The organism is Streptomyces sp. YIM 130001 (genome assembly GCF_003574445.1).
Taxonomy (GTDB): domain Bacteria; phylum Actinomycetota; class Actinomycetes; order Streptomycetales; family Streptomycetaceae; genus Streptomyces.
Genome location: NZ_KZ984561.1, coordinates 102380 through 124863, shown reverse-complemented (window position 1 = coordinate 124863; position 22484 = coordinate 102380). Strand labels below are relative to the sequence as shown.

General features: G+C 72.9%; 2 protein-coding genes. Both read left to right on the top strand.

The features are described 5' to 3' along the window. Nucleotides 1–109 precede the first annotated feature (109 nt). Nucleotides 110–7951, top strand: a complete 7842-nt coding sequence (locus tag DSC45_RS24150; RefSeq protein WP_119294035.1) for a non-ribosomal peptide synthetase — start codon at nt 110–112, stop codon at nt 7949–7951. Next, nucleotides 7948–22473 carry a non-ribosomal peptide synthetase gene (locus DSC45_RS24145; RefSeq protein WP_119294034.1) on the top strand — a complete coding sequence of 4842 codons (14526 nt, stop codon included), beginning with the start codon at nt 7948–7950 and terminating at the stop codon, nt 22471–22473. The genes DSC45_RS24150 and DSC45_RS24145 overlap by 4 nt, the downstream gene beginning before the upstream one ends. Nucleotides 22474–22484: the final 11 nt, after the last annotated feature.

Sequence of the window (22484 nt, the reverse complement as noted above, 5' to 3'; positions counted from 1 at the left end):
ACGCCTCGCATCAGGTCCGGGTCAGCGTGCCGTCAACCCGCCGCGTGAGGCTGAGCCGGTACTCCGCTCCGCCGAACAGCAGCGGACGGTCTGGACTTTTGGGGGAAGAGTGCCTGTTCCCGTTCCCGCTTTTGACGACGCGCGGCTGCCGCTGACGGCGGCCCAGCTCGGCATCTGGTTCGCCCAGGCCGGCGCCCCGCGCAGCCCCGTCTACAACACCGGTGAGTACGTCGAACTCACCGGCCCGCTGGACGCGGACCGCTTCGAGGAGGCGCTGCGCGATGTCGTGGCCCGCACCGACACGCTGCGGCTGCGGTTCCACACCGACGCCGACGGGACGGTCACGCAGAGCATCGACCCCGCCCCCTCCTTCACCGTCCACCGGGTCGACGTCAGCCGCGCCGGCGATCCGGAGGCCGCCGCCGACGCCTGGATGCGGGACGTCATGGCCCGCCCCCTCGACGTCACCAGCGGCCGACCCCTCTTCACCCAGGCGCTGTTCACCCTGGCCGAGGACCGCCACCGCTGGTTCAGCCACGTCCACCACCTGCTCCTGGACGGCTACGGGTTCCGGCTCGTCGCCGAGCAGGTCGCCCGCTCCTACATCGAGGGGCCCACCGAGGGATCCACCGAAGCCGACGGCTCCATACGGGAGTTGGTCGAGGCCGAGGCCGCTTGGGCCGCCTCGCCCGCCCACGACCGGGCCCGCGCCTACTGGCTCGCCGCCCCGCGCGCCACGCCAGTGACCCTGGCCGGGGCCACCGCGCCGGCCGTCCCGCACGCACGGCGGCACACCGCCTTCGTCGGCCGCGACGTGCTGGCCGGCCTCGACACCGTCGCCCGGGCCGCCGAGACGGGCTGGCCGGTCGTGGTGCCCGCCGCCGTCGCCGCGTATCTGCAGTGGCTGACCGGAGAGTCCGCCGTCACCCTCGGCATGCCCGTCACCGCGCGCGCCACCGCGGCCGCCCGCCGCACCCCCGGCTCCGTCGCCAACGTCCCCCCGCTGTACGCCGAGCCGCGCCCCACCGCCCCGCTCGCCGAGCTGGTGGCCGATGTCCGTGACGCGCTCGCCTCCGTGCTGCGGCACCAGCGCTACCCGTACGACCAGGTGCGCCGCGACCTCGCTCTGGTCGGCGAACGCAGCTACGGGCCCATCGTCAACGTGATGCCCTACCAGCGGGCCCTGGACTTCGGCGAGGTCACCGCGGCGGTGCACCCGGTTTCCACGGGCCCCGTCGACGACCTGAAGTTCTCCGTGTACGAGGAGCCGGGGGACACCGGCCTGCGGATCGACGTCGAGGCCAACCCCGACCTGTACGGCGAGGCCGAGACCGCCACACACCTGGAGCGTTTCACCCGGTTCCTGCGCGTGCTGGCCACCGCCGACCCCGACCTGCCGCTGGCCCGCCTGCACGCGGAGCCGTCGGCGCCCGATACGGAGCGGACACCCGAGGCAGCACCGGACCCGGCCGCGGAACGACCGGCCACCACCGGCACCCTCCATGCCCTGTTCGCGGCCCGGGCCGCCGCCGCCCCCGACGCCCTGGCCGTCAGCCATGAGGGCGACCACCTCACGTACGCCGAACTCGACGCCCGCGCCAATCGCCTGGCCCACCGCCTCGTCGCGGCCGGCGCCGGCCCCGGGCAGCTCGTCGCCCTCGCCCTGCCCCGCTCCCTCGATCTGGTCGTCGCGCTCCTCGCCGTCCTGAAATCCGGCGCCGCGTACCTGCCACTCGACCCCGACTACCCGGCCGACCGGCGTGCCTGGATGCTCCAGGACGCGCGGCCCGTCCTCGTCCTCGGCCCCGAGGAGATGAGCGAGGACCTGAGTGCCCACCCGGACACCGATCCGGGCGCGGCGACGGACGCCGCGCACCCCGCGTACGTCATCTACACCTCAGGCTCGACCGGCCGCCCCAAGGGCGTCGTGGTCCCGCACTCCAACGTGCTGCGGCTGTTCTCCGCCACGCGGCCCTGGCTGGACCTCGGAGCCGACGACGTGTGGACCCTGTTCCACTCCTACGCCTTCGACTTCTCCGTCTGGGAGATCTGGGGAGCCCTGCTGCACGGCGGCCGCCTCGTCGTCGTCCCGTACACGGTCAGCCGGTCGCCCGGCGACTTCCTCGACCTGATCGCCCGCGAACGGGTCACCGTCCTCAGCCAGACGCCGACCGCCTTCCACCAGCTCGACACCGCGGACCGTGCCCGCGGATCCGGCGCACCCGCACTCGACCTGCGCTACGTGGTGTTCGGCGGCGAGGCACTGGAGCCCGCACGCCTGGCCGACTGGTACGCGCGCCGCGGCGCCGACGCCGCTCAGCTGGTCAACATGTACGGCATCACCGAGACGACGGTGCACGTCACCTGCGCGCTCCTCGGCCCGGAACACGCCGTACCCGGAGCACGCTCGCTCGTCGGCGGCCCCCTCACCGACCTGCGCACCCGCGTCCTCGACTCCGCCCTGCGACCCGTCCCTGCGGGGTTCACCGGCGAGCTGTACGTGTCGGGAGCCGGTCTCGCCCGCGGCTACCTGAAACGCCCCGACCTGACCGCCGAACGCTTCGTAGCGGACCCCTACGGACCGCCTGGCACCCGGATGTACCGCACCGGTGACCTGGTGCGACCGCACGACGACGGCACCTTCGACTACCTGGGCCGCAGCGACCACCAGGTGAAGATCCGCGGGTTCCGTATCGAGCTCGGCGAGATCGAGTCCGTGCTCGTCACGCACCCGGACGTCGCCGAGGCCGCCGTCGTGGTCCGCGAGGACCGGCAGGGCGACAAGCGGCTGGCCGCCTACGTCGTGCCGGTCACCGGCCGTGACCCCGAGCCGTCCGACTGGCGGCGGCTGCTCGCCGCGACGCTGCCCGCCCACTGCGTCCCGGCCTCCTTCACCCCGCTGAAGGCCCTGCCGTTGACCGCCAACGGGAAGCTCGACCGGGCCGCGCTGCCCACGCCCGATGCCGCACCTGCCGTGGACCACCCCGTCGACCCACCCGAGCCCGCCGCGAGCCCCGAGGAAGAGGCGCTGCGCCGGATCTTCGCCGACGTCCTCGACGCCGGAGACAGCGCCCGAATAGGCGGCGACAGCGACTTCTTCAACCTCGGCGGACACTCGCTGCTCGCCGGACGGCTCATCGCCGTGGTGCGCGACACGCTCGGCGCCGAAATCACGATCCAGGACCTGTTCGAGGCCCCGACCCCGGCCGGCCTCGCCGCACGGGTGGCCGGGGCCGCACAAGCCGACCGGCCCCCGCTGCGGCCCGCCCCGCACTCCGCCGAGCCACCCATGTCGTTCGCACAGCACCGGATGTGGGTCCTGCGGGAGGTCGAGGGAGAGGCGCCCACCTACAACCTGCCGATCGCCCTGCGGATCAGCGGCGCCCTCGACCGGACCGCCCTGCGCGAGGCACTGCACGACCTGGTCGCCCGGCACGCGATCCTGCGGACCGTCTACCCGCACGGCGAGCACGGCGCCACGACCCGGCTGCTGCCGCCCGACGAGGCCCTGCCCCCGGTCACCGAGACCCGCACCGAACCGGACCGGCTGCACAGCGACCTCACCGCCGCCGCCCGCACCCCGTTCGCCCTCGACTCCCAACCGCCCCTGCGCGCCCACCTGTTCACGCTCCCCGGCGGCGAGGACTACGTACTGCTGCTGATGATGCACCACGTGGCCGGCGACGGCTGGTCCCTGCGCCCGCTGCTCGGCGACCTGTCCACCGCCTACGCGGCCCGAATCGACGGACGCGCCCCCGACTTCCCGCCGCTGGAGGTCGGCTACGCCGACTTCGCCGTCTGGCAGCGCGACCTGCTCGGTGACGAGCGTGATCCTGACAGTCTCGCCGGACGTCAACTCGCCTACTGGGAAAGGGTATTGGCCGGGGCTCCCGACCAACTGGAGCTGTTCGCGGACCGTCCGCGCCCGCCGGTGGCCGAACACCGGGGCGGCTCGATCCCCTTCGACATCCCGCCCGCACTGCACGCCCGCCTCGACGCGTTCGCCCGTACGCACGGATCCACCTGCCACATGGTGCTCCAGGCCGCGCTGGCCGCGCTGCTCACCCGCCTGGGGGCGGGCACCGACATCTCCATCGGCTGCCCCACCGCCTCACGCCCCGTCCCCGCCCTCGACGACCTGGTGGGCTTCTTCGTCAACCCCGTCGTGCTGCGCACCGACACCTCGGGCGACCCGACCTTCGCCGAACTGCTCTCCCGGGTGCGTACCGCCGCCGTGGCCGCGTACGCCCACCAGGACGTGCCCTTCGACCGCGTCGTGGAACGACTCCAGCCCGAACGCTCGGCCGCCCGCCATCCGCTGTTCCAAGTGGTCCTCTCCTACCAGGACTTCGAGGCGACGGCCGAGCTCGGGGGTCTCGACGTCCACCGCGAGACGGTCGACCTCCAGGTCGCCAAGTTCGACCTCACCTTCAATCTGGTCGAGCACCGCACGAGCGCCGGGGAGACCACCGGAATCGACGGCGACCTCGAGTACGACGTCGCGCTCTACGACCGGTCGACCGCGCAGAGGGTCGTACACCGGCTCCTCATGCTGCTGGACGCCGCCGTCACCGCCCCGGACGAGCCCGTGGGTGCCCACCACCTCCTCGACGACGCCGAGAGCGCCCTGCTCGCCCAGGGGAACGACACGGCACACGCCGTCCCCGCCACCGGGCTCGCCGAGCAGTTCGCCGCACAGGCCGCCCGCACGCCGGACGCCGTCGCCGTCGTCGGGGACGACGGCACCCGCCTCACCTACGCCGAGCTCGACCTGCGTGCGGGCCGGCTCGCACGCCACCTCGCCGCGTCCGGCGTCGTCCGGGAGTCGGCCGTCGCCGTCCTCCAGGAACGCTCGGCCGACCTGGTCGTGTCGCTGCTCGCCGTGGTGCGCGCGGGCGGCTTCTACGTGCCGCTCAACACCCGCTACCCGGCCTCCCGGATGAGCCTGATCACCCGCGACGTCGGCGCACGAGTCCTGCTGACCGACCGCGTCACCGACGCCGAGCACGCCTGCGCCTCCTGGGCGGGCGACGCCCGGGTGCTGGTCGTCGACGCGACACCCGACGAGGGCGATCCGCTGCCCGTCGTCCCCGTCCACCCGCACCAGCTCGCCTACGCCATGTACACCTCGGGCTCCACCGGCAACCCCAAGGGCGTCGCCATCACCCACGGCGACGTCACCGTCCTCGCCGCCGACCGGTGCTGGCGCACCGGCAACCAGGAGCGCGTACTGCTCCACTCCCCGTACTCCTTCGACACCTCCCAGTACGAGCTGTGGGTGCCCCTGCTGTCCGGCGGTGCCGTCGTCGTCGCACCCCCCGGAGACCTGGACACCCGGGCCCTGCAGCGGGCGATCGTGGACGGCGGGGTCACCGGCATGTGGCTCACCTCCGGCCTGTTCAACCTGCTGGCCGAGGAGTCACCGGACTGCTTCACGGGCGTACGCGAGGTGTGGACCGGCGGTGACGTCGTCTCCCCGGCCGCCGTCGGCCGGGTGCTGGCCGTCTCCCCGAACACGATGATCGTCGACGGGTACGGGCCCACCGAGGCCACCACGTTCGCCACCCATCACTTCATGGCGGCGCCCTGGGAGCAGGAGACCACCGTCCCCATCGGCACCCCGCTCGACAACACCGCATGCCACGTGCTCGACGACCGGCTGCGGCCCGTGGTCCCCGGAGTGACCGGTGAGCTCTACATCGGCGGCGCACGGCTCGCCCGCGGCTACCTGAGACGCCCCGACGCCACCGCCGAGCGGTTCGTCGCCGACCCGTTCGCGCCGCAGAGCGGCGCCCGGATGTACCGCACCGGCGATCTGGTGCGCCGCCGCCCCGACGGCATCCTGGAGTTCCTCGGACGGGCCGACCAGCAGGTCAAGGTCCGTGGGTTCCGCATCGAGCTCGGCGAGATCGAGTCCGTGCTCGGCGCCCACCCGCGGGTGGCCCAGTCCGCCGTCCTGGTGCGCGAGGACCGGCCCGGAGACAAGCGGCTCGTCGCCTACGTGGTCGCCGCACCCGGCACCGACGTCGACGCCGCCGTGCTGCGCCCGCACGTCGCGGCGGCACTGCCCGACTACATGGTGCCGGCGGCGTTCGTCGCCCTCGGCGCACTGCCGCTCACCCCCAACGGCAAACTGGACCGCCGGGCCCTGCCCGCCCCCGACTTCGGCGCGGCCGGATCCGACGGGCGCGCCGCGCGCACACCCCGCGAGGAACTGCTCACGACGCTCTTCGCCGAGGTGCTCGGCATCGACACCGTCTCGATCGACGACGGCTTCTTCGACCGCGGCGGCGACAGCATCATGGTCATCCAGCTCGTCGGCATGGCCCGCCGGGCCGGACTGTCCCTGACCGCCAAGCAGATCTTCGAGCACAAGACGGTCGCCGAGCTCGCCACCGTCGCCGAGACCCTCGCCGACGAGCCTGCCCCCGCGGGGAAGGACGGCCCGCAGCCGGAGGCGACCGGGGAGGTGCCGCTCACCCCGATCATGCACTGGCTTCGCGAACGGGGCGGCCCCGTCGAGGCGTTCAGCCAGTCGATGGTGGTCACGGTGCCCCCGGACCTGGGCGAGGAGCGGCTCGTCGCCGCGCTGCAGACCCTCATCGACCACCACGACGTACTGCGCGCGGTGTTCTCACGCGACGGCGACGCCTGGTCGATGCGGATCGACGCACCCCGCGCCGGACACGCCGAGGACTGGGTGCGCCGCGTGGACGCCACCGGCCTCGACGACACGCGACTGCGGGCGCTGGCCGCCGAGGAGGCCGCGGCCGCCCGCTCGCATCTCGACCCGTTCGCCGGCCGCAACGGCCGTGCCGTCTGGCTCGATGCCGGCCCCCACCGGCCCGGCCGGCTGCTGCTGACCCTCCACCACTTGGTCGTCGACGGCGTCTCCTGGCGCATCCTGCTGCCCGACCTGAAGGTGGCCTGGGAGGCCACCGCACCCGGCGCCACCGCAACGCTGCAGCCGGTGGGCACCTCCTTCAGGGCCTGGGCGCAGTACCTCGCCGACGAGGCCGAGCGGCCCGAGCGGATCGCCGAACTCGCCCTGTGGACACGGACCTTGGCTGCCGAGTCCGCGCCGGTGACCAGGCAGGCACTCGACCCCGAACAGGACACCGCCGCCACCGCGCGCAGCCTGAGCCTCAGCCTGGACGCCGCGACCACCGATGCACTGCTCACCACCGTCACGTCCACGTTCAACGGCCGCGTCGACGACGTCCTGCTCACCGCGTTCGCGCTCGCCGTCGCCGACTGGCGCAGCCGCCGCGGCCTCGGTGACGCGGACGCCGTCCTCCTCGACCTCGAAGGGCACGGCCGAGAGCCCGGCGCCGGCGGCGGCGAACTCGACCGCACCGTCGGCTGGTTCACCAGCATGTATCCCGTGCGCCTGACCCCCGGCCCGCTCGACCGTGCCGACGCCCTCGCGGGCGGACCCGCCGCCGGGAAGGCGGTGAAGCGGATCAAGGAGCAGCTGCGCGAGATCCCCGACGGCGGCATCGGCCACGGCCTGCTCCGTCACCTCGACGCCCGCACCGGCCGCAGCCTGGCCGCGCTCGCACCGCACGGCACACCCGCCCTCGGGTTCAACTATCTGGGCCGGTTCCGGAGCGAGGCTGACGGACTGTGGGCCGCCGCCCCCGACGCCGAATCGATCGGCGACGGTACCGACGGCGCGCTGCCGCTGGCGCACTCCGTCGAGGTCAACTCCTTCACCCGGGACGACACCGCAGGTCCCACGCTGCAGGCCGTGTGGACCTGGGCGGGCCGCCTCCTCGACGAGACGGACGTACGCGAACTCGGCGAGAGCTGGTTCGGCGCCCTCAAGGCCCTCGTCACTCATGCGATGCGCCCCGACGCGGGCGGCATCACCCCCTCCGACCTGTCTCTGGTCTCGCTCAGCCAGGACCAGATCGACCAGCTCGAAGCCGCCTGGAAGGTTTCCCGATGACGCAGTCCGGACTCGCCGACGTCCTGCCCCTGTCCCCGCTCCAGGAAGGCCTGCTCTTCCAGGTCAGTTACGGCGCCGAGACCGAGGGCACCGACGTCTACTCCATCCAGATGGTCTTCGAACTGCAGGGTCCGCTCGACGAGAGCGGCCTGCAGGCGGCGGTCCGCACGCTGCTGCGGCGCCATCCCAATCTGCGCGCGGGATTCTGGCAGCAGGACGTGGAGCGGCCCGTCCAGTTCGTGCCCCACGAGGTGCCGCTGCCCTGGCAGACCCGCGACCTCACCGGCCTCGGTGACCAGGAGCGCGAGCGCGCCGTCGCCGCGTACATCGCCGACGACCGTGCCCGGCGCTTCGACCCGGGCGCTCCGCCGCTGATCCGCTTCGGGCTCCTGGCCCTCGGCCCGGAGCACCACAAGCTCGTCCTGACCACCCACCACCTGCTCCTCGACGGCTGGTCGATGCCGCTGCTGGTACGGGAACTGTTCACGCTGTACGAGCAGTCCGGCGACGACGTCGGGATGCCGCCGGTTGCCCCGTACCGCGCCTACCTGGGCTGGCTCGCCGGGCGCGACGACGAGGCGGCCCGTGCCGCGTGGCGAGCGGCCTTCGCGGACCTGGAAGGACCGAGCCTGATCGCGGGCTCCGGGGCCGGCCGGGGTGCGGCGGGCGCGTCCGCGCTGCCCGGCCAGATCTGGCACGAGATCGATGCCGCCACCACCACGCGGCTCACCACCCTCGCGCGCTCCCGCAATGTCACCCTCAACACCCTCGTGCAGGCCGCCTGGGCACTGCTCCTCGGCCAGGAACTGGGCCGCGACGACGTCGTCTTCGGCGCCACGGTCGCCCACCGCCCGCCGGAGATACCCGGCATCGAGTCGACCATCGGCATGTTCATCAACACCCTGCCGGTCCGCGTCCGGGTACGGCCCGGCGACAGCCTCACCGAGCTGCTCGCCCGCGTCCAGCAGGAGCAGGCCGCTCTCATCGAGCACCGCCACCTCTCGCTCACCGAGGTGCAGGCGGCGGCGGGCAGCGGTGAACTCTTCGACACCGTGGTGGTGTTCGAGAACTATCCGCTCGACCCCGCCGTACTGCGCGCCGAGGCCCGTGGCCTGCGCCTCACCGACTTCGAGGTCGGCGACGCCACCCACTACCCGCTCAGTCTGCTCGCCATCCCCGGCGACACCATCAACTTCCGACTCGACCACCGGGGCGACGTCCTGGACGGGCCGGCCGCGCACATGATGCTCGGGCGTTTGGACGTACTCCTTCGCGGCATCGCCGAGCACGGCGGCGACCTGCCCGTCGGCCGCCTCGCTCTGCTCGGCGACGGGGACCGCCGGCGCGTCATCGAGGAGTTCAACGCGACCGGGGACCCGGCGACCGAGCACACCCTCGCCGCGCTGTTCGAGGAACAGGCCGCCCGGACCCCCCACACCACCGCGATCGTCGTGGGCGGCGACTCACTGACGTACGCCGAACTCAACGCCCGCGCCAACCGACTCGCCCACCACCTGGCCGCACGGGGCGCCGGCCCCGAGGCGACCGTCGCGCTGCACCTGCCGCGCTCCCTCGACCTGTATGTGGCGCTGCTCGCCGTGTGCAAGTCCGGTGCCGCCTACCTGCCGGTGGACGTCCAACTCCCGGCCGAACGCATCGCCTTGATGATCGAGGACGCCTGCCCGGCGATCGTGCTCGACCGGCTGCCCGAGGACCTGTCCGGTTATCCGGACACGGACCTCACCGACGCGGACCGGACCGCGCCGCTGCTGCCCGAGCATCCCGCCTACGTCATCTACACCTCCGGGTCCACCGGCACCCCGAAGGCCGTCGTCATGCCGGGCAGCGCCCTGGGAAACCTGCTGTCCTGGGACGACCGCGAGCCGGCGGCCGAAACCGGCACCGTCGTCGCGCAGTTCACCACCATCGGGTTCGACGTGGCCACCCAGGAGATCCTCGGCACGCTGCTGCGCGGCGGGACCCTCGCGGTCCCCGACGAGGAGGTGCGGCGCAGCGCGGAGCAGTTCACCGCCTGGCTCGACGAACACGGCGTCGCCGAACTGTATGCGCCCGACCTCGTGATCCAGGCGGTCGTCGAGGCAGCGGCAGAACAGGGCCGCACCCTGCCCGCCCTGCGCCACATCGCTCAGGCCGGCGAAGCCCTGGCACTCGGCCCCGCCCTGCACGATTTCGTCACCGCCGTGCCCGGCCGGACGCTGCACAACCACTACGGGCCCGCGGAGACACATGTCATGACCGGCACCGCGGTGCCCGGCGACTCGGCGGCCTGGGGCGAGCCCGCCCCGATCGGGCGCCCCATCCCGGGCGCCCGTGTGTATGTCCTGGATGGTGCGCTGCGTCCGGTCCCGCCGGGTGTGAACGGCGAGTTGTACCTGGCCGGGGCGGGTGTCGCGCGCGGTTACCTCGGCCGGTCCGGTCTGACGGCGGAGCGGTTCGTCGCCGATCCGTTCGGCGCGCCGGGTGCGCGCATGTACCGCACGGGCGACCTGGGCCGGTGGCGGCCGGACGGGCTGCTCGAGTTCGCGGGCCGCAGCGACCACCAGGTGAAGATCCGCGGGTTCCGTATCGAGCCCGGTGAGGTCGAGGCGGCGCTCACCGCGCATCCGCACATCGCCACCGCCGCCGTCCTCGCCCGCGAAGACCGGCCGGGCGACAAGCGGCTCGTCGCCTACGTCGTCCCGGCCCACCAGCCGGGAACCAGGCCGGACACCGCCGCCCTGCGTGCCCAACTCGCCCTGTCGCTACCGGACTTCATGATCCCGGCCGCCATCGTCGTACTGGACGCGCTGCCCCTCACCCCCAACGGCAAGCTCGACCGGGCCGCGCTGCCCGCGCCCCGGACGACGACGGTCCGACGCGGCCCGCGCTCACCCCGCGAGGAGATGCTGTGCACCCTCTTCGCATCCGTCCTGAAGGTCCCGCAGGTCGGCATCGACGACAACTTCTTCGACCTGGGCGGCCACTCGCTGCTCGCCACCCGCCTGATCAGCCGCATACGCAGCGTCCTTGGCGCCGAGGTCTCGCTGCGCGATCTGTTCGACGCCCCGACCGTCGCGGGCCTGGGCGAACGCCTCGACCCGGCCTTTGGCACCCGCCCCGCTCTGGCCCCCGCCGAGCGTCCCGAGCGGCTCCCGTTGTCGTACGCCCAGCGCCGGCTGTGGTTCCTCGGCCGCCTCGACGGGCCCAACTCCACCTACAACATCCCGCTGGCGCTGCGACTTCGAGGCGGCCTGGACCGGGCCGCGCTGCGTGCCGCCCTCGCCGACCTGACCGCCCGACACGAGACACTGCGCACCGTCTACCCGAGCCACGAGGGTGAGCCCTACCAGCACATCCTGGGCCCGGCCGAGGCCGTCCCCACCCTTGAGGTGCTGCCCGCCGAGGAGGCCACACTGGCCGAACGGCTCTCCGCCGCCGCCGCGCAGCCCTACGACGTCACCTGTGAACTCCCGCTGAGGGCAACGCTGTTCGAGACCGGCGAGCGCGAACACGTACTGCTCCTGCTGCTGCACCACATAGCGGGCGACGGCTGGTCGCTCGCCCCGCTCAGCCGTGATCTCGGCCGCGCCTACACCGCGCGCCGCGCCGGGCACGCGCCCGACTGGGCCCCCGTGCCGGTCCAGTACGCCGACTACACCCTGTGGCAGCGTGAGCTGCTCGGCGACGCGGACGACGGCGGCGGCCTGTACGGCGACCAACTCGCCCACTGGCGCACGGCGTTGGCCGGATCACCGGCGCACCTCGAACTGCCGGCCGACCATCCGCGGCCCGCCGTCGCCGACCACCGCGGCGAGACCGTTCCCTTCGACATCCCGCCCGCACTGCACGAGAAGCTGACCGAACTCGCCAAGACCTCGGACAGCAGCCTGTTCATGGTGCTGCAGGCCGCGTTCGCGGCGCTGCTGACGCGGCACGGTGCGGGCACCGACATTCCGGTCGGCAGCCCGATCGCGGGGCGTACCGATGACGCGCTCGACGACCTGGTCGGCTTCTTCGTCAACACGCTGGTGCTGCGTACCGACACCTCGGGCGACCCGACGTTCCGTGAACTCCTGGACCGTGTCCGGCAGTTCGACCTCGCCGCGTACACGCATCAGGACCTTCCGTTCGAGAAGCTCGTCGAGGAGCTCAATCCGGAGCGCACCCTCGCCCGCAACCCCCTCTTCCAGGTCGTGCTCGCCCTGCAGTCCATGCCTGCCGCCGGCCTCGACATGGACGGCATTCAGGTCGCCACCGAGCCGGTACGCGTCGGCTTCGCCAAGTTCGACCTCGGCCTCGCCGTCGTCGAGGATCACGCCGCCGACGGGTCCCGCGCCGGCATCAGGGGCGACTGGGAGTTCAGCACCGAGCTCTTCGAGCGGGCCACGGTGGTGGGCCTCGGCGAGCGGCTGGTGCGCCTCCTGGAGGCCGTGGCCGACGACCCGCAGCGCACCATCGGATCCATCGATCTGCTCGGCCCCGCCGAACGGCACCGCCTGCTCGTCGACCTCAACCTCTCCAAGGACGGCCCGGCCCGGCCCGGGCGGACCCTCACCGCGCTGTTCGAGGACCAGGCCGCCCGCACCCCCGACGCGACCGCCCTGGTCATGGGGTCCCAGTCGCTCTCGTACGCCCAAGCGGACGCCCGGGCCAACCGGCTCGCCCGCCACCTCGTCGAGCAGGGCGCGGGACCGGAGCGCATCGTCGCCGTCCAACTGCCCCGCTCCCTCGACCTGATCACCGCGCTGCTCGCCGTGTGGAAGTCCGGAGCCGCCTACCTCCCCATCGACCCGGACTACCCCGCCGACCGCATCACGCACATGCGCGACGACGCCCGGCCGGCGCTCGTCCTCGACGCGCTGCCGCAGGACCTCACCGGGTATCCGGACACAGCCCTCACCGACGCCGACCGGCTGAGCCCGCTGTTGCCCGAGCACCCCGCGTACGTCATCTACACCTCCGGATCCACCGGCCTGCCCAAGGGCGTCGTGGTGCCGCACGGCGCCGCCGCGACGACGATCCCCGCACAGGCCGCGGCCTTCGGGCTCGGTCCGCGCAGCCGGGTCCTCAACTTCGCCTCGATCAGCTTCGACGCCGCCCTGTGGGAGCTGACCTCGGCCCTGCTCACCGGCGCCGCACTGGTCCTCGGCACTCCCGACGAGCTGTTGCCCGGCCCCGGTCTGGCGCATCTCGTGCGCGAGCAGGGCGTCACGCTCGTCGCCCTGCCGCCGAGCGCCCTTCCCGCCCTGCCCGAGGGCGCACTGCCGCCCGGCACCGACCTGATCGTCGCGGGTGACACCACCGCTCCCGATCAGACGGCCCGCTTCGCCCCCGGCCGGCGCATGGTCAACGCCTACGGACTCACCGAGACGACCGTGTGCGCCACCATGAGCGCACCCCTCGCCGGAGCCGTCGTCCCTCCGATCGGCCGCCCCGTCGACGGCGCGCGGGTGTATGTGCTCGACTCCCGGCTGCGGCCCGTGCCACCCGGTGTCACAGGCGAGATGTACGTCGCCGGCGCCGGACTCGCCCGCGGCTACCTGGGCCGCCAGGAGCTGACTGCCGAACGCTTCGTACCCGATCCGCACGCGCTCCTGTTCGGTGAGACCGGCGCCCGCATGTACCGCACCGGCGACCTCGCCCGGCTGCGGGCCGACGGCCAGCTCGAGTTCGCCGGGCGCGCCGATCAGCAGCTCAAGATCCGCGGCTTCCGTATCGAGCCCGGAGAGGTGGAGGCGGCGCTCACCGCGCACCCGTCCGTCGCCGCCGCCGCGGTCGTCGCCCGCGAGGACGAGCCCGGGGACAAGCGCCTCGTCGCCTACCTGGAGCGTGCCACGCACCACGGCCCGCACGACGGTGCCCTCGACACCGAACAGGTCGGCAGGTGGCAGGAGACGTACGAGCAGCTCTACGAGGCCGAGCCCGGTGGCGTCTTCGGAGAGGACTTCTCCGGCTGGAACAGCAGCTACACCGGCGAGGCGATTCCGCTCGACGAGATGCGCGAGTGGCGGACCGCGACCGTCGACCGGGTCCTCGCGCTGGAGCCGCGCCGCGTCCTGGAGATCGGCTGCGGCACGGGCCTGGTCCTGTCCCAGGTGGCCCCGCACGTCGAGGAGTACTGGGGCACGGACCTGTCGGCCGGTGTCGTCGCGCAGCTGCGGGCCCACCTGGACGCCCGGCCCGACCTGAAGACGAAGGTCACCGTCCGCGCCCAGGCGGCGCACGAGGCGCAGGGCCTGCCCGAGGGCCGGTTCGACACCATCGTCGTCAACTCGGTGGTCCAGTACTTCCCGAACGCCGACTACCTCGCCGAGGTACTGCGCACCGCCGCCCGACTGCTCGCCCCGGGCGGCACCGTCCTCCTCGGAGACCTCCGCAATCTGCGCACCCTGCGCACCTTCCGCACCGCGGTCGAACTACGCAGGGCCGGTGCCTTCGCCGACCCCGCGGCCGTACGGCGCGCCGTCGAGCAGTCCCTGGTCACCGAGAAGGAACTCCTCCTCGACCCCGACTTCTTCACGGACTTCGCGGCGCGGGACCCGCTGTTCACCTCGGCGGACATCACCCTGCGCGGCGGCGCCCACCACAACGAGATGAGCCGCCACCGCTACGACGTCACCCTGCGCACCGCACCGGTGCCCGAGGCGCCAGGGCGCACCCTGCGCTGGAACGTCGACGTGCACGGCGTCGACGACATCGCCGAGGCACTGCGTGACCGTCCGGTGCGTATCGCCGGGATACCCAACGCCCGTCTGCTGCGGGAGACTTCCGCGCTCGCCGCCCTCACCGCGGGCAGCGCTGCCGACGCCGCCGGGCTCCTCGACGGGCCCTTGCCCGCCGGGGCCGTCGACCCCGACGCGGTGACCGGCCTCGGCGCGGTGGCCACCTGGGGCGCGCAGGACGACACCTTCGACGCGTACGCCGGTGACGGCTGCGCCCGCGCCGCACGCCGCAGCGGCAGCCCGCTCGCCAACGATCCCGCCCGCGGCCACGAGGACTCCCGGCTCATCGGCGAGCTGCGCGACCTCGTCGCCGAACGGCTCCCCGCGCACATGGCCCCCGCCGCCTACGTCACGCTCGACGCCCTGCCGCTGACGGCCAACGGCAAGCTCGACCGGGACGCGCTCCCCGCCCCCGACCAGGGCGCCGAGGCCACCGGCCAGGCACCGCGCACCCGCCGTGAGGAGATCCTGTCCACCCTGTTCGCCGAAGTGCTCGGACTGCCGCAGGTCGGCGTCGACCGCAGCTTCTTCGACCTGGGCGGCCACTCGCTCCTCGCGACCCGGCTGCTCAGCCGCATCCGCACCGTCCTCGGCGTCGAACTCGCCGTCCGTGACCTGTTCCAGGCACCGACCGTCGCCGCGCTCGCGACACGTGCCGAGGACCGCAACGACGCCCGCCCGCCGCTGACCGCAGGCACCCGTCCGGACGCGATGCCGCTGTCCTTCGCCCAGTACCGACTGTGGTTCCTGCACCGCATGGAAGGCCCGAGCGCCACCTACAACATCCCGATGAGCCTGCGTCTGACCGGCGACCTCGACCAGGACGCCCTGCGGGCAGCCCTCACCGACCTGACGCGGCGGCACGAAACGCTGCGCACGGTCTACCCGGAGCACGCCGGCGTGCCACACCAACAGGTCCTTCACGAAGCCACCCCCTGCTTCGAGACCGTGTCCACCACCACCGAACGCCTCGACGCCGAACTGACCGCGGCCGCCCGCCACGGCTTCGACCTGGCCGGTGAACTCCCGCTGCGCGCCACCTTGTTCCGCCTCGGCGAGCGCGAACACGTCCTGCTGCTCCTGATGCACCACATCGCGGGAGACGGCTGGTCCTGGCCGCCGCTCGCCCGGGACCTCAGCGAGGCCTACGCCGCGCGCTGCGCGGGACACGCCCCCGCGTTCGCGCCGCTGCCGGTCCAGTACGCCGACTACACCCTGTGGCAGAGCGAACTGCTCGGTGACGAACACGATCCCGACAGCCGCTACGGGCGCCAACTCGCCTACTGGACGGACCGGCTCGACGGCATCACCGGGGAACTGGAACTGCCCACCGACCGGCCGCGGCCGGCCGTCGCCACACACCGGGGCGACAGCGTGCCGTTCCGGATCACGCCCGAGTTGCACCAGCGCCTGGCGGCACTCGCCGGTACGAGCCGGGCGAGCCTGTTCATGGTGTTGCAGGCGGCGTTCGCGGGGTTGTTGACGCGGCATGGTGCGGGCACGGATATTCCGGTCGGCAGTCCGATCGCGGGGCGCACGGACGAGGCGCTCGACGATCTGGTCGGTTTCTTCGTCAACACGCTGGTGCTGCGTACCGACACCTCGGGTGATCCGACGTTCCGTGAACTCCTGGAGCGAGTGAGGGAATCCGACCTCGCCGCGTACGCCAACCAGGACGTGCCCTTCGAGAAGCTCGTGGAGCGGCTGCGTCCGCAGCGCTCCCTCGCCCGGCACCCCCTGTTCCAGGTCATGCTCGCCTTCCAGAACAGCGGCGATGCCCGCCTCGCCCTGCCCGGCCTGGACGCCGAGGCGCTGCCTGTGGGCGTCGGAGTCGCCAAGTTCGACCTGCACCTGAGCATGGTCGAACTGCGGGCGGGCGACGGAGGCCCGGGGGGCATCCAGGCCGCCCTGGAATACAGCACGGACCTGTTCGACCGGTCGACCGCCGAAGCGCTCGTCGACCGGTTCGAGCGACTCCTCGATGCCGTCGCCGACGATCCCGACACCACCGTCAGCGGCGTGGAACTCCTGCACCCCGCCGAACGCCGCCGCATCCTGGACGACTGGAACAAGACCGACGGAACGGAGAACGGCACCGATGCACGCGTCCCCGACCTTCTCGAACGCCAAGTGGCGCGTACGCCGGATGCTGTGGCGCTGGTGCACGGCGATGAGTCGCTGACCTACGGGCAGTTCAACGCCCGGGCCAACCGGCTGGCGCGCCACCTCGTGGCACGCGGCGCGGGACCCGAGCAGATCGTGGCCCTGCGGATGGAGCGCTGCACCGACCTGTACGTGGCGATGGCCGCTGTCCTCAAGGCCGGCGCCGCCTACCTTCCCGTCGACCTGTCCTACCCGGCCGAACGCATCGCCTTGATGATCGAGGACGCCTGCCCGGCGATCGTGCTCGACCGGCTGCCCGAGGACCTGTCCGGTTATCCGGACACGGACCTCACCGACGCGGACCGGACCGCGCCGCTGCTGCCCGAGCATCCCGCCTACGTCATCTACACCTCCGGGTCCACGGGCACCCCGAAGGCCGTCGTCATGCCGGGCAGCGGCCTGGTCAATCTGCTGACCTGGCACGGCCGCCGCTTCCCCGGCGGACAGGGCGTGCGCACCGCCCAGTTCACCGCGATCGGATTCGACTTCTCCGTCCAGGAGATCTTCTCCCCGCTCGTCATGGGCAAGGCCCTCGTCGTGCCGTCCGAGGAGGTCCGCCGCAGCGCCGAGTTGCTCACCGAGTGGCTCGACACACAGCAGGTCTGCGAGCTGTTCGCACCGAACCTGGTCGTCGAGGCGGTAGCCGAGGCCGCTGCCGAAGCAGGCCGCACCCTGCCTCACCTCACCGACATCCTCCAGGGCGGCGAAGCCCTCACCCCGTCCGAGCGGATGCGCGCCTTCGCCGCCGCAGTCCCCGGCCGGCGCCTGCACAACGTGTACGGACCGGCCGAGACCCACGCCGTCACCACCCACACACTGCCCGCCGACCCGGCCGCCTGGCCGCCCGTCGGCCCCATCGGCCGCCCCGTCGACCACGACCGTGTGTATGTCCTGGATGGTGCGCTGCGTCCGGTCCCGCCGGGTGTGAACGGCGAGTTGTACCTGGCCGGGGCGGGTATCGCGCGCGGTTACCTCGGCCGGTCCGGTCTGACGGCGGAGCGGTTCGTCGCCGATCCGTTCGGCGCGCCGGGTGCGCGCATGTACCGCACGGGTGACCTGGGCCGGTGGCGGCCGGACGGGCTGCTCGAGTTCGCGGGCCGCAGCGACCACCAGGTCAAGGTCCGCGGGTTCCGTATCGAGCCCGGTGAGGTCGAGGCGGCGCTCACCGCGCATCCGCACATCGCCACCGCCGCCGTCCTCGCCCGCCAAGACCGGCTCGTGGCCTACGTCGTCACCCGTGAGGGCGCCGACCTCGACGACGTACGCGCCCGACTGGCCGCGCGACTGCCGGACTTCATGGTCCCCTCCGCGTACACCGTCCTGGAGGCGCTGCCGCTCACGGCGAACGGCAAACTCGACCGGGCGGCGCTGCCCTCCCCGGACCCCACCCGGACTGCGGGGCGCGCCCCGGGCACCGCGCGCGAGGAGATCCTCTGCGGCCTGTTCGCCGAAGTCCTCGGTACCCCGCAGGTCTGCGTCGACGACAACTTCTTCGACCTGGGCGGCCACTCGCTGCTCGCGACCCGGCTGCTCAGCCGCATCCGTACGGCCCTGGGCGTCGAGGTCTCGCTGCGCGACCTGTTCGAGGGACCCACCGTGGCCCGCCTCGACGAAGTCGTAGGCGCCGCCGAACTCGGCAGCCGCCCGGCACTGCGCCCCGTGCGGCGCCCGGCACACCTGCCGCTTTCCCCCGCCCAGCGCCGGCTGTGGTTCCTCGGCCGCCTCACCGGCGGCGACCCCGGCTACAACATGCCCGTGGGCCTGCGCCTGACCGGGGACCTCGACACCGAGGCGCTCACCGCGGCCCTGGCCGACGTCAGCGACCGCCACGAGACGCTGCGCACCGTCTTCCCCGAGGGCGAGGACGGCACCCCCCGCCAGCACATCCTCGCCCCGGCCGACGCACGCCCCGCCCTGCACCGGCTGGACACCACCGAGGACGCGCTCGCCACCGAACTGGCCGCCGCCGCCCGGCACTCCTTCGACCTCACCTGCGATCTGCCGCTCAGGACCACCCTGTTCCGCCTCGGCGAGCGCGAGCATGTCCTGCTGCTCCTGATGCACCACATCGCGGGTGACGGCTGGTCGCTCGCCCCGCTCACCCGCGACCTGGTCACCGCCTACGGGGCCCGCTCAGCGGGTCGAACACCCGCGTTCGCGCCGCTGCCGGTCCAGTACGCCGACTACACCCTGTGGCAGCGCGAGGTCCTCGGCGACGAGGGTGACCCGACCGGCATCGCCGCCCGGCAGAGCGCGTACTGGAAGCAGACGCTGGCCAAACTCCCCGACGAACTGCAACTGCCCACGGACCGCCCCCGCCCCACCGTTCCCGCACACCGCGGCGAGGCCGTCTTCCACGCACTCGACGGCGACCTGCACCGGCGGCTCCTGCGACTTGCCCGCTCCAGCGGTGCGAGCCTGTTCATGGTGTTGCAGGCGGCGTTCGCGGGGTTGTTGACGCGGCATGGTGCGGGCACGGATATTCCGGTCGGCAGTCCGATCGCGGGGCGCACGGACGAGGCGCTCGACGATCTGGTCGGCTTCTTCGTCAACACGCTGGTGCTGCGTACCGACACCTCGGGTGATCCGACGTTCCGTGAACTCCTGGACCGGGTCAGGGAATCCGACCTCGCCGCGTACGCCAACCAGGACGTGCCCTTCGACAAACTCGTCGAGGAACTGAGCCCCGGTCGCTCGCCCGCACGACACCCGCTCTTCCAGGTCCTGCTCGCCCTCCAGAACACCCCTGAGGCCGTCCTGGAACTGCCCGGGCTCACCGCCGTGCCCGAGGTCGTCGCGCTCGGCGCCGCCAAGTTCGACCTGACCCTCAACCTGGCCGAACGGCACGGCACGAGCGGCGAACCGCAGGGCATCGACGCCGTGCTCGAATACAACACCGACCTGTTCGACAAGGCCACCGCACAGGCGCTCACGGACCGCTTCGCCGCCTTCCTGCGGTACGTCGCCGACGCCCCCGGCACCACCGTCGCCGAGGTGCCGATCCTCGGCGACGACGAACGGGACCTGGTGCTGACCGGCTGGAACGCCACCACCCACCACCCCGGCAGGGCCGCCGCCGACGCTTGTCTGCCGCAGCGCGTCGCCGAGCGCGCGGCCCGCACCCCCGACGCCGTCGCCGTCACCGAACCCGGCGGCACCACCCTCACCTACGCTCAACTCGAGGCGCGGGCGAATCGGTTGGCACACGGACTGATCGTCGCGGGCATCCGGCCCGAGACACCGGTCGCCGTCCTCCAGGAACGTTCCGCACACCTCGTCGTCGCCACCCTCGCCGTCCTCAAGGCGGGCGGCGTGTATGTGCCGCTGCACACCGGCTACCCCGAGGACCGGATGCGGCACGTCCTCACGGACACCGGTGCGGCCCTGCTGCTCACCGACGACCACCACGCACCGACCGCCGCCCGCCTGGGCACCCGGACCCTCACCGTCGACGCCGATCCATTCCCCGAGGAGCCGACGACCAGCCCCGAAGTCACGCTGCTGCCCGACCAGTTGGCGTACATCATGTACACCTCCGGTTCCACGGGAGTGCCCAAGGGCATCGGTATCACCCATCGCGACGCCATCGCCCTGGCGGTGGACCGCTGCTGGGAGACCACCGCCGATTCCCGGGTCCTCATGCACTCCCCGTACGCCTTCGACATCTCCACCTACGAGCTGTGGAGCCCCCTGATCGCGGGCGGCCGCATCGTCGTCGCCCCCCGTGGGGACATCGACGCGCACCTGCTGCGCCGCATCCTGCCCGGGCAGGGTGTCACCTCGCTGCTGCTGACCGCCGGCCTGTTCGGTGCCGTCGCCGACGAGGCCCCCGAGGTCTTCGACGGGGTCAAGGACGTGTGGACCGGCGGCGACGTGGTCCCGCCCACCGCAGTGCGCCGGGTTCTCGAAGCCTGCCCCGGCACCACCGTCAAGGCGCTCTACGGGCCCACCGAGATCACCCTCGGCTGCACCTGGCACCGCTTCACCGAGGCGGCGCAGGTGCCCGCCGCCGTGCCGATCGGCAGCCCCCTGGACGAGACCCGGGCCTACGTCCTCGACGAGCGGCTGCGGCCGGTGCCGCCCGGCGTACCCGGCGAGCTCTACATCGCCGGCGCCGGACTCGCCCGTGGCTACCTGGCCCAGGCCGCCCGTACCGCCGAGCGCTTCACGGCCGATCCCTACGCCGGACTCTTCGACGACGACGGCGGCCGCATGTACCGCACCGGAGACATCGCCCGGCACAGCGCCCACGGAATCCTGGAGTTCCTCGGCCGCGCCGATCAGCAGGTGAAGATCCGGGGCTTCCGCATCGAACCGGGCGAGATCGAGACCGCGCTCGCCGAACACCCGGGGGTCACCCGCGCCGCCGTGGTCGCCCGCCCGCGCGGCGAGGACCGCGTGCTGGTCGCCTACGTCGTGGGCCCGGACGTCCGGCCAGGCGAACTCCGGGCCGAACTGGACCAGTTGCTGCCCGACTACATGGTCCCGGCCGCGTTCGTGCCGATGTCCGCCCTGCCGGTCACCCCCAACGGCAAGCTCGACCGCGCGGCCCTTCCCGAACCCGAGTGGGGCGGCGGCACCGGACGGCTGCCACGCGGGCCGCGCGAGGAACTGCTGTGCGGCCTGTTCGCGGAGATCCTGGAGGCCGAGCGGGTCGGCATCGACGACAACTTCTTCGAACTGGGTGGACACTCCATGCTGGCCACCCGGCTGGTCGGCCGCATCAGGGCGCAGCTCGGAGCCGAGATAGGTGTCCGCACCCTCTTCGAGGCACCCACCGTCGCCGCGCTCACCGCCCGTATCGACGGAAGCTCGACCACCCCGCACGACCCGTTCGGCGTGGTGCTCCCGCTGCGCGCCACGGGCAGCGGCACCCCGCTGTTCTGTGTCCACCCGGCCGGAGGCTTCGGCTGGATCTACTCCGGGCTGCTGCCCCACATAGACCGCGAGCAGCCGCTGTACGCGCTGCAGGCACGCGGACTGACCCGCACCGAGCCGCTGCCCCCGGACATCGACACCATGGCCCGCGACTACGCGGAGCAGATCCGCAAGACGGTGCCGGAGGGCCCGTACGAGATCCTCGGCTGGTCCTTCGGCGGACTTCTCGCCCAAGCCGTGGCCACCCGCCTGCAGGACGAGGGCGCCGAAGTGAGCTTGCTCGCCGTGCTGGACAGCTACCCCGACGCCTACGACGCCTACGACGGCACCGAGCAAGAGGTCGGCGAGGAACAGGTCCTCGCGATCCTGCTCAGCTCCGCGGGTGTCGACCGGGCCGCGACGTTCGGCGACGCGCCCCTGGAGCGGGGCGCCGTACTCGAGCAGCTGGCGCAGACCGGCAGCGCGCTGGCGCATCTCGACGACGCGTCGGTGGGCCGGATGGTCACCGTCTTCCTCAACAACACGCAGCTCATCAGGGACTTCCGGCCGCAGCCGTTCGCCGGCGACATGGTCTTCTTCGGCGCGGCAGTCGCACCCGCCGGCCCCGCACTCACCCCGGACAGCTGGCACCCCTTCGTGGCCGGCCGGATCGAGACGCACTACCTGGACACCGACCACGCCGGGATGGCCGGGCCCGAGGTCCTGGGCCGGATCGCCCGTGCCCTCGCGGACCGCCGTGCCCTGCGGGACTCCCACTAGAACGATCGGAG

Bases quoted from the DNA above. Each gene is read 5' to 3' on its own strand.
- DSC45_RS24145 (WP_119294034.1), top strand. From the start codon at position 7,948: ATGACGCAGTCCGGACTCGCCGACGTCCTGCCCCTGTCCCCGCTCCAG.